This is a genomic window from Paenibacillus sp. JCM 18996 (genome assembly GCF_055392555.1).
Genome location: NZ_AP043884.1, coordinates 498,632 through 510,794 on the forward strand (window position 1 = coordinate 498,632; position 12,163 = coordinate 510,794).

The 12,163-nt window shown below is 51.6% G+C and carries 15 protein-coding genes; 14 read left to right on the forward strand and 1 reads right to left on the reverse strand.

Translation table 11 applies throughout. From position 1 onward, the window contains the following. Window positions 1–25 precede the first annotated feature (25 nt). The 11 genes from ACZ5N7_RS02385 (at window position 26) to ACZ5N7_RS02435 (ending at window position 8,673) form a co-directional block, all read left to right on the forward strand. The gene (locus tag ACZ5N7_RS02385; protein WP_464657066.1) at window positions 26–2,098 is read left to right on the forward strand and encodes a stalk domain-containing protein; all 2,073 of its coding nucleotides are present in this window, start codon (window positions 26–28) and stop codon (window positions 2,096–2,098) included. 176 nt (window positions 2,099–2,274) lie between these two features. Next, a complete protein-coding gene (locus ACZ5N7_RS02390) occupies window positions 2,275–2,889 on the forward strand; it encodes a nitroreductase family protein (protein ID WP_464657068.1) in 615 nt (204 codons plus the stop codon). Between the two features lie 278 nt (window positions 2,890–3,167). Then, a complete protein-coding gene (locus ACZ5N7_RS02395) occupies window positions 3,168–3,440 on the forward strand; it encodes a hypothetical protein (protein WP_464657070.1) in 273 nt (90 codons plus the stop codon). Between the two features lie 64 nt (window positions 3,441–3,504). Continuing rightward, a complete protein-coding gene (locus ACZ5N7_RS02400) occupies window positions 3,505–3,702 on the forward strand; it encodes a hypothetical protein (protein WP_464657071.1) in 198 nt (65 codons plus the stop codon). Between the two features lie 209 nt (window positions 3,703–3,911). Next, entirely contained in the window at window positions 3,912–4,232 is a 321-nt protein-coding gene (locus tag ACZ5N7_RS02405; RefSeq protein ID WP_464657073.1) for a hypothetical protein, read from the forward strand. 171 nt (window positions 4,233–4,403) lie between these two features. Then, complete coding sequence (locus tag ACZ5N7_RS02410) at window positions 4,404–4,754, forward strand: histidine triad nucleotide-binding protein (protein ID WP_464657075.1); 351 nt, start codon at window positions 4,404–4,406, stop codon at window positions 4,752–4,754. Window positions 4,755–4,895: 141 nt separating this feature from the next. Beyond that, window positions 4,896–5,069, forward strand: coding sequence for a 30S ribosomal protein S21 (gene rpsU, locus ACZ5N7_RS02415; protein WP_284638695.1), 174 nt, complete (start codon window positions 4,896–4,898; stop codon window positions 5,067–5,069). Window positions 5,070–5,086: 17 nt separating this feature from the next. Then, window positions 5,087–5,530: a GatB/YqeY domain-containing protein gene (locus ACZ5N7_RS02420; protein ID WP_464657077.1), complete on the forward strand. Its 444-nt coding sequence runs from the start codon at window positions 5,087–5,089 to the stop codon at window positions 5,528–5,530. A gap of 149 nt (window positions 5,531–5,679) precedes the next feature. Beyond that, a complete protein-coding gene (locus ACZ5N7_RS02425) occupies window positions 5,680–7,032 on the forward strand; it encodes an NfeD family protein (RefSeq protein WP_464657079.1) in 1,353 nt (450 codons plus the stop codon). 26 nt (window positions 7,033–7,058) lie between these two features. Further along, a complete protein-coding gene (gene floA / locus ACZ5N7_RS02430) occupies window positions 7,059–8,036 on the forward strand; it encodes a flotillin-like protein FloA (RefSeq protein WP_464657081.1) in 978 nt (325 codons plus the stop codon). A 28-nt stretch (window positions 8,037–8,064) separates the two neighbouring features. Beyond that, window positions 8,065–8,673, forward strand: a complete 609-nt coding sequence (locus ACZ5N7_RS02435; protein ID WP_464657083.1) for a hypothetical protein — start codon at window positions 8,065–8,067, stop codon at window positions 8,671–8,673. Window positions 8,674–9,229: 556 nt separating this feature from the next. Here the strand turns inward: ACZ5N7_RS02435 and ACZ5N7_RS02440 are convergent. Further along, the gene (locus ACZ5N7_RS02440; RefSeq protein ID WP_464657085.1) at window positions 9,230–9,388 is read right to left on the reverse strand and encodes a hypothetical protein; all 159 of its coding nucleotides are present in this window, start codon (window positions 9,386–9,388) and stop codon (window positions 9,230–9,232) included. A gap of 277 nt (window positions 9,389–9,665) precedes the next feature. On the opposite strand from ACZ5N7_RS02440, the gene yqfC reads away from it, so the two are divergent. From yqfC to ACZ5N7_RS02455, 3 genes are read left to right on the forward strand one after another with little or no spacing between them, the layout of a single operon-like run. Then, on the forward strand, window positions 9,666–9,944 hold the full coding sequence (yqfC, locus tag ACZ5N7_RS02445) for a sporulation protein YqfC (RefSeq protein WP_464657086.1): 279 nt from the start codon (window positions 9,666–9,668) through the stop codon (window positions 9,942–9,944). A gap of 50 nt (window positions 9,945–9,994) precedes the next feature. After that, window positions 9,995–11,173 carry a sporulation protein YqfD gene (yqfD, locus tag ACZ5N7_RS02450; RefSeq protein WP_464657088.1) on the forward strand — a complete coding sequence of 393 codons (1,179 nt, stop codon included), beginning with the start codon at window positions 9,995–9,997 and terminating at the stop codon, window positions 11,171–11,173. Between the two features lie 15 nt (window positions 11,174–11,188). Then, a complete protein-coding gene (locus ACZ5N7_RS02455) occupies window positions 11,189–12,160 on the forward strand; it encodes a PhoH family protein (protein WP_464657090.1) in 972 nt (323 codons plus the stop codon). The last annotated feature ends 3 nt before the right edge of the window (window positions 12,161–12,163 follow it).

Below are 12,163 nucleotides of genomic sequence, written 5' to 3' on the forward strand. Positions count from 1 at the left end.
TGATTCGATTTTTGGAGGAGAAGGAATGAACTATAGAAATAAATTTTGGCGGGTATTTGCTTTTTCGCTTTGCCTGGCCGTCAGTATCGAATCCGTTTCGCCCAAAGCCCGCGCAGATGCGATATGGGATCATTGGAAAGCCGCGGACGCTGCGGTCACCAAAGGAAATGAAACGGGTGCCGTCCCTCATTGGCAATTTCTGGTGAACTATTATGACAGCGTCGGCGACTGGGAGAGCGCAGCGCTTTTTTCGGGCAAGCTGGATACCTATTTCGATAAAATCAAGGACTATGCAAATGCCATCAAATATTATGAGCTTGAGAACCAGTACTGGCTGAAAAACGGCAAAGACTGGGGAGCGGTGGACCTCCAGCGCGCGGAGCAGATTAGGACAACGATTGAGCTGTACATGACTGGGGCTGCCCCCGAAGCAGTACGGGCCGGCGCGGCCCCGGCTAACGGTACCCTCGCGAAGTTCGAGCCGGTCAACGGAACGTACATCGGCCTCTATTCGGAGCAGGATCCGTTTATGGGGAACGTTTTCAGCAAAGCGGAAAAAGTATACGGCAAGAAGCATGCGATCTTCCTTGCCTATGATCGAGTCGGCAGGCCTTTTCCCGCAGGATACGCGAATCAGGCCAAAGCGGCCGGCGGTGCGCTGCAGATTGCCTGGGAGCCATCCAATGGGCTGGATTCGGTCAATGACGGGGACTATTTACGCAAATGGGCCAAGGACGCCAAGGCGTCGGGTATTCCCATTTTTCTAAGGTACGCCAGCGAAATGAACGGCAATTGGACGGTATGGAGCGGCAATCCGAAGCTATATATCGAAAAATTTCGCCTCGTTGCCAAGGTAATGAAGGAAGAGGCTCCCAATGTCGCTATGGTGTGGAGCCCCGGGGATGTGCCGCGATACTCCATGCACGCGTACTATCCCGGTGACGATGCGGTGGATTGGGTTGGCGTGTCCCTTTATACCGAGCCTTACGACAATGGGGATCTGAAGCAGCCGATGTTGATGACAAGCCCGGTGGAACGGTTGGATGAACTGTACAGGACCTATTCGGACCGCAAGCCTCTAATGATCAGTGAAACGGGAGTTTCCCATTACTCCAAAGCGAATGGCCAGAAACTCACCGATTGGGCGGTTCTCAATTTAAGCCGGCTTTACGATGTGATGCCATACAAATATCCTCGGCTGAAAGCGATCACCTATTTCAATGTGGATCTGACCTCTTCGTCCACACAACCAGGCAATAATAACTATAGGCTGAGCGCCAATGAAGAGGTCAAGGCAGCCTATATGAAGCTGATCGCGAACCCGAATTTGCTGAGCAAGGTGGAGGACGGGGCAAAGCCGGCAGGCGGGATTGGATATGTGAAAGCGGACGGTTTAAGACCGTTCAACAAAATGACGAGACTCGTTCCCTTTGTCAAAATACCCGACATTTACATCGGCAGGCTCGATTATATTTTGAACGGCAAAGTGATCGCTTCCCAGACCGAGCCTCCTTATGGGATCGAGCTCGACGCCGGGTCCCTTCCGGCTCCGTCCGCGTTGGAAATCGCCTTGTACAACAGGGAGGGCGGGTGGGCCGGCTCCAAAACCTTCCCGTTGTCTTCCGGCGTTTCCATTGAAATTGATGGGGCGGCGCTATCTATGGAGCAGCCTCCGGTCATCCGCGACGGCAATACTTTGGCTCCTTTCCGGGCAGTGATGGAAGCTTTGGGGGCGCAGATTCAATGGGAAGGGCCCACTCAAACCGTGACTGCGACAAAGGGAGACACCACCCTTAAGCTCGCGATCGGAAAATCCTCCATGACCCGCAACAATCAGACAATAGCTCTTGAAACACCGGCTCAGCTGGTAAACGGTTTTACGATGATCCCGGCCAGGGCGGTCGGCGAGGCTTTCGGCGGCAAAGTGAGCTGGAATGCTAACTCCAGAACCGTGCAGATAGCAACCGGCGGCGCCAAAAGCACATCGGCGTTGCCGCCAACCCACCAGCCTGAAACCGGAAATGCCGCTAATGACAGCTTTTTCTCCAAAATGACCGCGTTCATTATCCGCATAAAAAATTCATTGTTAACGGCATAAAACAAACTCCTTCGGGAACATTACAGTCAGCCTTTGCGGCTGGCTTTTTTGCATTCTTTCAGCTCTCCGCTTCTTACGTGTTAAATGATATAAACTATCTATTAACCATAAACTTTACATAAGTAAGTGAATGATGTTATAATCGGTTCATCAAGAAGAATAAGGAGTGCAAAGAAATGAGCCAGACTGAAGTTGTGTTATCCGCAACGGATGCGATGAAAGACCGTCATTCTGTCCGCAAATATAAAAAAGACATGAAAATTCCGCAGGAAACTTTAAATGAAATTTTGGAGCTCGCAGCGACCGCTCCGTCCGCCTGGAACCTGCAGCATTGGCGTTTCCTGGTTGTGCAGGAGCAGGCGGGCAAAGAGCGTCTGCTGCCGATAGCATACGGCCAGCAGCAGGTCGTTGACGCTCCTGTCGTGATTATCGTTCTCGGCGATCTGCAGGCGAACCTGTCGGCGCCTGAGGTTTACGCAAACGCACCGGCACAAGTCCAGGATTCGATGATCTCACAGATCGACGGTGCTTACCGGAATACCCGGCTTGCCCGCGACGAAGCGATTCGCAACAGTTCTCTGGCCGCGATGCAGCTGATGCTGGCCGCGAAGGCCAAAGGGTACGACACCGTCCCTATGGGCGGCTTCGACCACAGCGCGCTGGTGCAGGCATTGCACATTCCTGACCGGTATATTCCCGTTCTTATGTTGGCAATGGGTGAAGCAGAGGCCCCTGGACGGGCAACAAAGCGTTTCCCGCTAAGCAAATCGGTTATTAACGAAAGCTTCTAACCGGTAATGAGCGGCTCCGCCTGTGCTCATGATGTTACAATAGGAGTAATTACAGCCCGCTGACCGCGACAGGTTAGTCGGGTTTCTTTATGTTCATACGTGCAACTTGGAAAAACTTCCTGATTCGACAAAGTCCTACCATCGGTAGGGCTACAGATTGATTTATAAATCAGTAAGACACGCCTATTAAAAAAGCTGACAGCTATTGTTTAAATTAGAAATAACTCGGGTTTTAGGAATTAACAAGATTTTCTGATATTGGGGTGGCCGGAGCATTCTTGCTTGGGGCGGTCTCCCTGCTTGTTACCATCTTGAGCAAAAATCAGCTTGGAGGCGGGGGTATCAAGTTGTTCGCGGTCATTGGCTGCGCTTTAGGAGCGCTGGACGGATTTGCAGCCATGCTTCTTACCTTTATCGCGGCCGGCTTAGTGGCGTGGCCGATTCTGTTGGTTCAGAAATTCCGCAAAGAGCGGGCGGGAAAGATAACCGAACTGGCGATGGCGCCTTTTATGGCAGTCAGCACGGGCATCGTATTGATTTTACTATTATAGCAGTGGTGCACAAGGTATGTTTGAGTAGAGACGGCGCGCAGTTATTTTTACGAGTATATCCATAGTGATGGCATTGATAGCCACCATCCTGTTCTCCAACTACATACAAGCGGCAAAAGAAAGCATGGGAGAGTTAGCGCAGGTCGTCGTTACCAAAGCCGACATTACGGCAGGAAAGCCGATTCCCACAGGGGCTTTAACTACACAAGAGGTTCCGAGCAATATTTGCTCCCGTCCGTTATTCAATCCGCGGATCAGTTGAAAGATAAAGTTAATCAATCAGGAGGGCACAGCGCTCCCGCCCAACTGAATGAACAACCGCTTGGTACAGACAAATTTAAAATCGACGTGAGCAAATGTTCTAAAGACGAAATTAATTTCACTATAAAATGAACGAAAAAATTATGCCGGTCGGTACCCCTTTGCCCATAGGCGAATATCCTGTTGTATATTCAATAGGAGGTTAGACCGATGGCTCACGAACAAATCAAAGACATTTGCGCGCAGCATATGCACCGTTATGTTCTGGTGCGGACCCACGACGGTATGGAATACGACGGCATCATTTCCGAAATGGACGGCGATCATTTGTATATTGCGGAACCGGTGGGTACCGTAACGGACGACAGGGAAGAGGAGAGCAGGGGGTTCGGCTACGGCTACGGTTATCCTTATTACCCCTACTATCCGTATTACCCTTATTATCCGTATCCATTCTATCGCCGCAGATTCCGCCGCCGTTTCTTTCCGTTCGCCGCGCTTGCCGCTTTGTCCCTGCTGCCTTACTATTGATTGGTACGGTCAGGTCCGTTAATAACTAACAAACAACCTCCTCATCAGCCGGGCTTTTGAGGGGGTTGTTCATCTGAACAACTCTTTTCGTACAGCACTCATTTTCTTTCTTTCCGGAATTAAGCTATGATAGAAAAATAAACCATAATGCGAAAGGAGCGCTACTGGAGAATGGACTGCATTTTCTGCAAAATCGTCGAAGGATCGATACCTTCCAGCAAAATTTACGAGAACGAGAATGTTCTTGTATTCCATGACATTCAGCCGGCGGCGCCAGTTCACGCTCTGGTCATCCCCAAGAAGCATATCGCGACCATGAACGATGCCGGGGAAGAGGATTGGGCATTGATCGGCGAGGTGCATAAAGCCGCGCAGCTGGCGGCCCGCGAGCTTGGAATCGCGGAATCCGGCTATCGTCTGATCAACAATTGCGGAGCGGACGGAGGCCAGGTGGTTTTCCATATTCATTACCACATTTTGGGCGGTGAAAAGCTCGGAGCTTTGAATTATCAAGGGAAGTGAATAGCTTGGATCAGGCCTGTCATCGCAGCATACATACTACGTTCATTTTGGGTTGACACCTTTCTGTATTTTCATCTATAATGAGGTTTGATTAGCTGCTTTATTCGTCTTGGACGGTCTGTTCGGAGGGAGGGAAAACTGGTGTCAGAAACTCGAGTTCGCAAAAACGAAACCATAGATGCTGCACTTCGTCGCTTCAAGCGTTCCATCGCTAAAGACGGCGTTCTAGCAGAGGTAAAGAAACGTAAGCATTATGAGAAGCCTAGCGTTAAGAAGAAGAAGAAGTCTGAGGCTGCTCGTAAGAGAAAGTTCTAGGAGGCTTAATCAGAATCATGAGCTTAAGCGAGCGATTGAACGAAGATATGAAGCAAGCGATGAAGAGTCAGGACAAGTTTAAACTCTCCGTAATCCGTATGGTTCGCGCGTCGATCAAGAATCTTGAAATAGATCAGCGTAAAACCTTAGATGACAATGAAGTGCTTGACATTCTGAGTCGCGAGATCAAACAACGTAAAGATTCCCTCCAAGAATTTGAAAAAGCCGGCCGTCAGGACTTAGCCGAACCTTTGAAACAAGAAATTGCCATCATAGCCGAGTACTTGCCGCAACAGTTAACTGAGGATGAAATTAAAGCAGTTGTACAAGAGACTATCCAAGAAGTCGGTGCGACATCCAAAGCGGATATGGGAAAAGTAATGGCCGCCTTAATGCCTAAGGTTAAAGGGCGGGCTGACGGCAAGATCGTCAATCAGTTTGTTACACAATTATTGCAATAAATACGAAAGCCGGGATCATCTTTGATCTCGGCTTTTATTCTGTAAATATACGAATTTTTTGAAACACAATCTTCATACATAACGTATACATTTTCAAAAGGTCCGTGCAATACATTGAGAAGTGAAAAAGCAGAAAAGAGGGGGGCCTTATGATACAAAGAGGAACCGTTAGACGGTCGCACGTCGCCCTGGTCATGCTTGTGGCTGTGTTAGCTCTATGGTTCTACCCCGCGCAGGAAGCCGTATACGCTGAGGAGCGTTCCCCCATCTATGTGATCCCGGTCCATGAAACGATCGATCAAGATTTGCAAAAATTTGTCCAGAGGTGGTTCGCCGCAGCGGAGAAGAAAAAGGCCGCAGGGATCATTCTTGATATGGATACTTACGGGGGAAGTGTGGATGCGGCCGAGAAAATCAGTGAAATCGTCAGAGCCAGCGCCATTCCGACTGCCGCTTACGTTCACCGCAAAGCCGCGTCGGCAGGCAGTTACATCGCGCTGAGCGCAGGCAAAATCTTCATGGAGCCGGGAAGCTCGATCGGTGCCGCGGCCGTTGTCGACGGGAGCGGCAAAGAAGTGGAGAATCCCAAAATCGTCGCCTACTGGACGAGCAGGATGAGGGCCGCCGCGGAGCTCCATGGAAGGGACTCGCTGATTGCGGCAGGCATGGCGGACAAGAATCTGGTCGTGCCTATGCCGAAGATCGACCGTACGAAGCAGAAAGGAGAAATTATCGCTTTAACCGCCGATGAAGCCGTGAAAGTAGGATATGCCGAGGGGACGGCTGATTCTTTGCAGGCGATTTTGCCCGCTCTGGGTCTGCCCCAGGATTACCCAATGCAGTGGGCGAGCGCGTCCTTGGCGGACAAAATAGCGGGGTTTGTGACGAATCCTTTCCTCATGACCTTGCTGCTTCTGATAGGGATTGCAGGAGTTGGGGTGGAGATGCTGGTTCCGGGCTTCGGGTTGCCGGGAATACTGGGTATTGCCGGCTTTGCGCTTTATTTTTTCGGGCATTATGTGTCAGGCTTTGCGGGTGCCCAGGATATCGTGCTGTTCGTGGCGGGCGTCCTCATGCTCATTTCGGAAATCTTCGTTCCGAGCTTCGGGATTTTGGGCATTCTGGGTATAATCAGCTTGGGGAGCGGCATAGTCCTGGCGGCGCAGAACACAGGGCAGGGTCTGCTTACATTGACAATCGCGCTGGTCATTGGGGCCGTCATTATAGCGATCGTGGTGAAATATTTCAGCCATAGAGGCATTTGGCACCGTTTTATTCTTAAAGACGCTTTGACGGAAGAAAAAGGCTACTCCTCCACTTCTCCCAAGCAGCGTTTTCTGCATCAGAGGGGGGCCTCACTGACGCCGCTGAGACCTGCAGGCACAGCCCGCATCGGAGAGGAACGGGTAGACGTGGTGACGAGGGGCGAGTTTATTCCTTCCGGTTCAGAGATAGAAGTGATCGAGGTGGAAGGTGCAAGGGTGGTTGTAAAAGCAATCTAAATTAGAGTTTTGGGAGGAAAAAGGCAATGTATGTAGCTTATCTTGTTTTGGCAGCGGTCATTTTAATTGCGGTTGTTATGTTTCTTAACTTTGTGCCGGTTCTGCTGTGGATTTCCGCGCTGGCATCAGGCGTCCGGGTGTCCATCGCAACGCTTATCGCGATGAGGATCCGCCGCGTCATTCCGAGCCGGATCGTCAATCCGCTGATCAAGGCGACCAAAGCGGGCCTCGGCCTGACGATTAATCAGCTGGAGAGCCACTTCCTTGCCGGCGGTAATGTCGACAGGGTGGTGAACGCGCTGATCGCGGCCCATCGTGCCGACATCCATCTGCCCTTCGAGAGGGCCGCAGCCATTGATTTGGCCGGTCGTGACGTGCTGATGGCCGTGCAAATGAGCGTCAATCCGAAAGTGATAGAAACGCCTACGGTATCGGCGGTTGCCAAGAACGGCATCGAAGTGCGGGTTATTGCCCGGGTCACCGTACGCGCGAATATCGACCGCCTGGTAGGGGGAGCCGGAGAAGAGACGATCATCGCACGCGTAGGGGAAGGAATTGTCACTACGGTCGGTTCGAGCGAATCCCATAAGGATGTGCTGGAGAATCCCGATATGATCTCGCGCGTCGTATTAAGCAAAGGCTTGGACGCGGGAACCGCGTTTGAAATCCTCTCCATTGACATCGCGGATGTCGATGTGGGCAAAAACATCGGAGCGCACCTCCAAACGGAGCAGGCGGAAGCGGATAAGCGGATTGCCCAGGCCAAAGCGGAGGAACGCCGCGCCATGGCAGTGGCCCACGAGCAAGAAATGAAAGCCAGAGTAGTGGAGATGAAGGCCAAGGTGGTAGAGGCGGAATCGCAGGTGCCCCAGGCGATGGCGGACGCGCTGAGAGGCGGCAAGCTTGGAGTTATGGACTACATTAACATGAAGAACATCGAATCCGACACGCAGATGCGCAGCTCACTGGGCAAAATGACAGACCAAGGCAAAGAGGATAAATAGGGTTGAAGCCTGAACGGAGGCGTAAAGCATGGATCAGCTGTTAGATTTAGCCGGCGCTCTTGCTAAGTTGATACCGGCGGCGATCATTTTCCTGTTCTTTCTGCTGGGCAGCTTTTTGAAAAATAGAGCCAAAGGCCAGTCCCCGAACCGGATGCCCGAGTTCGGCGGCGCTCCCGTTTTTAAGCCGGCCGCCACCCGCCCGGCAGCGCCGCAACGAGCGCCGGGAGAACCACACGCCCGGAAGCCGCGGCAGTCTGAGCCGCCAATGCAGCGTGTTCCGGGCAGCGACCCGTCAGCACCCGCAAGCTTCCCGGTCTGGACGGACGTTAGAATGCCGGAGACGACAAGAGAAAACCAGCCTGTTTACAGGGAATCGGTAAAACGCAGCTTTGAGGGGGATGCCGGTGAATCCGGCAGCGACACCCGGAGAAGATCGGAGGCCGCGCCGCTCAGTCCGCAGACGATCGACAGAGCCTCCTCCTTCCAGGAGCCCGGCAATTCATCGTCGTCGCGGGCTGGTGCTGGTGCCCCTGCCCTTTGCTTACTCGATCAGGACGAAGCGCTTAAGGGACTGGTATGGGCGGAAATATTGGGACCTCCCAAAGCAAGGAAATTTCAACGAAACCAAAACCGATAAGTCAAACGAGCAAGGGATAGATTACATTAAAGTGGACCTAGTGGTGATTTTTCGCTAGGTTTTCTTTGATGTATAAGAGTAGCATGCCGCTTACGCGGCACCACTGATCTTTCCCTTTCTAAGAAGATAAGCAGATTTCCCGCTCCCGGCCTGACTATAGCGGAATGCAATTCCTCTATTTTTGGGCAAACAGGCTTTTTACCCACCCGTGCCAGCGTTTTGGCCACAATAACGGAAGCGCAGTGCGTTAATTCCGGGCAATAACCGGGAAATACAGCTTTAGCGGTTTAAAATTCCTTTAATTCGGGAAATATCCGGGAAATATCCAGGAAACGGAATCCATCTTGGAATAGATCAAAAAAAGGTTATGAAGCAGAAAGTTCACGGGCCGCCTTTTTATGTCGTGTTCCCGCGGCTTAACCACAACAACGTTACATGACTTGGGCAGCGGTTGGAATCCCATACTCATTCCCTGCCCGCGCACAAACGTATAGATTAGCACCAAAAAGGACCGTCTGGAAACGGATCATCCTGACGGTTTTTTACGAAGACTGCTTTACAGCAGGAAGCTGAGCGATACGACAGCGACGGATGCATGGAACAAAATGTCCAGCCAGTCCTTTTTGGCGGGCATGCTGATCAATTGCATGCAAACATAACCCGATCGCGCCACCATAATAATCAGAGCAATTTGAAATAAGAGATGCGGAATCACGGTCCAACCTCCTTCGCTTAGCATAATAATATTGTATTTACCCGCTTCTCAGGCGGTAACAGCTCTCCCGGAAAATGGTCAACTGTCTTCTACTCATGCTCACCCCCCTGCGCAGCCGGCAAAGTCTCCCGCTCTCTCCAGACCTCGGACGGAGGTTATTTGTTTTTCATAAACACCTAATCTGGAGCATATTTTTAATTGATAAGAATGTACAGCAGCAGGCCCCATGGTTTGCCGGCACCGGCGGGCCATGCCTTCGGGGGGAAGGAGTTGACGGATGCGCAGCCTGACCAAATATTTGAATAAGCTCACCGCACGGATTCTGGACCTTCCTCAAGATGTCATTCTGGACCTGCCGCGAATTACGATGATCGGCAATCTCCAGCTCTATATCGAAAACCATCAGGGAGTGCAGCATTTTTCACCCGAAATGCTCCGCTTGGCGCTGACGAAAGGGCAGCTTGAAGTGAGGGGCAGGGACCTGGTGATCCGGGCTATTTTGTCCGAGGAAGTGCTGATTGAAGGGGTCATTGACGATATCAAATACATCCCGTAGTAACCGTCAGGCTCCATTCAAGTAAACGACGTTCCGGAGGGGAATGAACGATGAATAGATTCGTTTCATATCTTAGAGGCTATGTGCGGCTGGAAATCCACGGTAAAGGGATCGAGAAGTTCATTAATCTCGCCAATAGAAAAGGAATACAGTTCTGGAATATCCGGCTCCTGGACTTTCAGGTGCTGGAAATTTACGCGCAGCTGCCCCATTTCTTCAAACTGCGTCCGATTTTACGGGGGACAGGCTGCCGGCTTCGGGTCAAGGAGCGTTTTGGGATTCCCTTTTTTTTGGACAGACTGGGTAAAAGGAAATTTTTTGCCGTGGGCATAGTCGGGTTTGTGGCCGGGATTTATCTTCTTTCCTCTGTCGTATGGTCCATCAAAGTGGAAGGCAACGAGAAGCTGAAAACGGCTGATATTCTGCAGGCGGCGCAGCAGCAGGGCCTTCGTGTACACCAATGGAAGTGGAGGCTGAAGGATCCCGACACGATGTCGAAAGAGCTGCACGGCAAGCTGCCGGGAACTGCCTGGGTGGGCGTGCAGGTGAGGGGTACCCAGCTTATTATCAAAGTCGTGGAATCAAGGCTGCCGGAGGATCGCCCGCTGATGAATCCCCGCCACCTTGTGGCATCCAAGAACGCGTTAGTGACGCAAATTATTGCGGAAAAGGGAAAGCCCATGGTGAGGCCCAACACCTACGTGCGTAAAGGAGACATCCTGATCTCGGGCATTATCGGAGACGAGGCGAATTCCAGCACGGTGGTTTCGCAGGGTACGGTGAAAGGGCTTGTATGGTACTCCCCAAAGATTGAAGTTCCCTTGACGCAAAAGTATAAAGTGTACACCGGTGAAACCTACGAGAAAAAATATATTGTGTTCGGGCAAAGGGCGCTCCAGCTCACGGGTTACCGCAAACCGGTTTTTGAGCAAAAAGAAGTGATAGCGGACCGCAAGTCCGTATCCTGGCGGGATTTCGTTCTCCCTGTAGGATGGCTGAACGAGAAAATTATGGAAGTGAGGATGGAGGAAAATCCTCTTACTCTGGCTGAGGCCAAAGCGAACGGCTTGGAGCAGGCGAGGTCCGAAATTGTTGCTGCCGCAGGCAAGGAAGCCCGGGTGACGTCCGAAAAAATTTTGCATGAAAAGGCGGAGAATGGTAAAGTTTATATGGAAGCACTTTTCGAGGTGGAGGAACTCATCGCGCAGGAGCAACCTATAATTCAGTAAGGAGAATGAGGCCTGTTGGCAGAAAAAGCACAAACCGTCAAGATTTCGCTTAACAACACGGAAGAAGGGCTCGCCTTATTTGGTCCGCAAGACAAATTTCTGCACCTGATCGAGCAGGACACGGAAGCGCAGATTTTTACCCGCGAGGAAGAAATAACGATCCAGGGCGGATCAGCCGAAGTAGACCAGCTTCAGCAGCTGTTCGAAGTGCTTTTGGAGTTAATCCGCAATAATTATAATTTAACTGAACGAGATATTACGTACGCGCTGGAATTGGCCAGGCAGATGAAGGCTGACGAGCTGCTGGAGCTGTTTAAAGGCGTCATCGCCACTACCCACAAAGGCAAACCGATCAGGGTAAAGACCATCGGCCAGCGGCAGTACGTTTCGATGATAAAAAAGAAAGATATCGTTTTCGGTATCGGCCCTGCGGGAACCGGTAAAACTTACCTCGCCGTCGTCCTCGCCGTAAGCGCCCTCAAGGAGGGCAAAGTCAAGCGGATCGTGCTGACACGCCCGGCAGTGGAAGCCGGGGAAAGCCTCGGATTTCTGCCGGGGGACCTTCAGGAGAAGGTTGACCCTTACCTGAGGCCGTTGTATGATGCACTTAACGATGTTTTGGGACTTGAGCAGGTGGCGAAAGCTCTCGAACGGGGAACGATCGAGATCGCGCCGCTGGCGTACATGCGCGGAAGGACGCTCGACGATTCGTTCATCATACTGGACGAGGCCCAGAATACGACGCCCGAACAGATGAAGATGTTCCTGACCCGTCTTGGCTTCGGTTCCAAGATGGTCATCACGGGCGACGTTACGCAGATCGACCTGCCCAGAGGCAAGAACTCGGGGCTGGTGGAGGCGGAAAGGATTCTCCGTTCTGTGGAGGAAATCGGATTTATCCATTTTGACGACCAGGACGTTGTCCGCCATTCTCTGGTCCAGAAGATCATTGTGGCCTACAACGTCGATAAGGAGCTTGAGCCTTAGGTC

What these genes read in the sequence shown, in the direction of transcription:
- ACZ5N7_RS02385 (WP_464657066.1), top strand. Translation starts at nt 26, where the DNA reads ATGAACTATAGAAATAAATTTTGGCGGGTATTTGCTTTTTCGCTTTGC.
- ACZ5N7_RS02390 (WP_464657068.1), top strand. Translation starts at nt 2,275, where the DNA reads ATGAGCCAGACTGAAGTTGTGTTATCCGCAACGGATGCGATGAAAGAC.
- ACZ5N7_RS02405 (WP_464657073.1), top strand. Translation starts at nt 3,912, where the DNA reads ATGGCTCACGAACAAATCAAAGACATTTGCGCGCAGCATATGCACCGT.
- ACZ5N7_RS02410 (WP_464657075.1), top strand. Translation starts at nt 4,404, where the DNA reads ATGGACTGCATTTTCTGCAAAATCGTCGAAGGATCGATACCTTCCAGC.
- ACZ5N7_RS02420 (WP_464657077.1), top strand. Translation starts at nt 5,087, where the DNA reads ATGAGCTTAAGCGAGCGATTGAACGAAGATATGAAGCAAGCGATGAAG.
- ACZ5N7_RS02425 (WP_464657079.1), top strand. Translation starts at nt 5,680, where the DNA reads ATGATACAAAGAGGAACCGTTAGACGGTCGCACGTCGCCCTGGTCATG.
- floA (WP_464657081.1), top strand. Translation starts at nt 7,059, where the DNA reads ATGTATGTAGCTTATCTTGTTTTGGCAGCGGTCATTTTAATTGCGGTT.
- ACZ5N7_RS02435 (WP_464657083.1), top strand. Translation starts at nt 8,065, where the DNA reads ATGGATCAGCTGTTAGATTTAGCCGGCGCTCTTGCTAAGTTGATACCG.
- yqfC (WP_464657086.1), top strand. Translation starts at nt 9,666, where the DNA reads ATGCGCAGCCTGACCAAATATTTGAATAAGCTCACCGCACGGATTCTG.
- yqfD (WP_464657088.1), top strand. Translation starts at nt 9,995, where the DNA reads ATGAATAGATTCGTTTCATATCTTAGAGGCTATGTGCGGCTGGAAATC.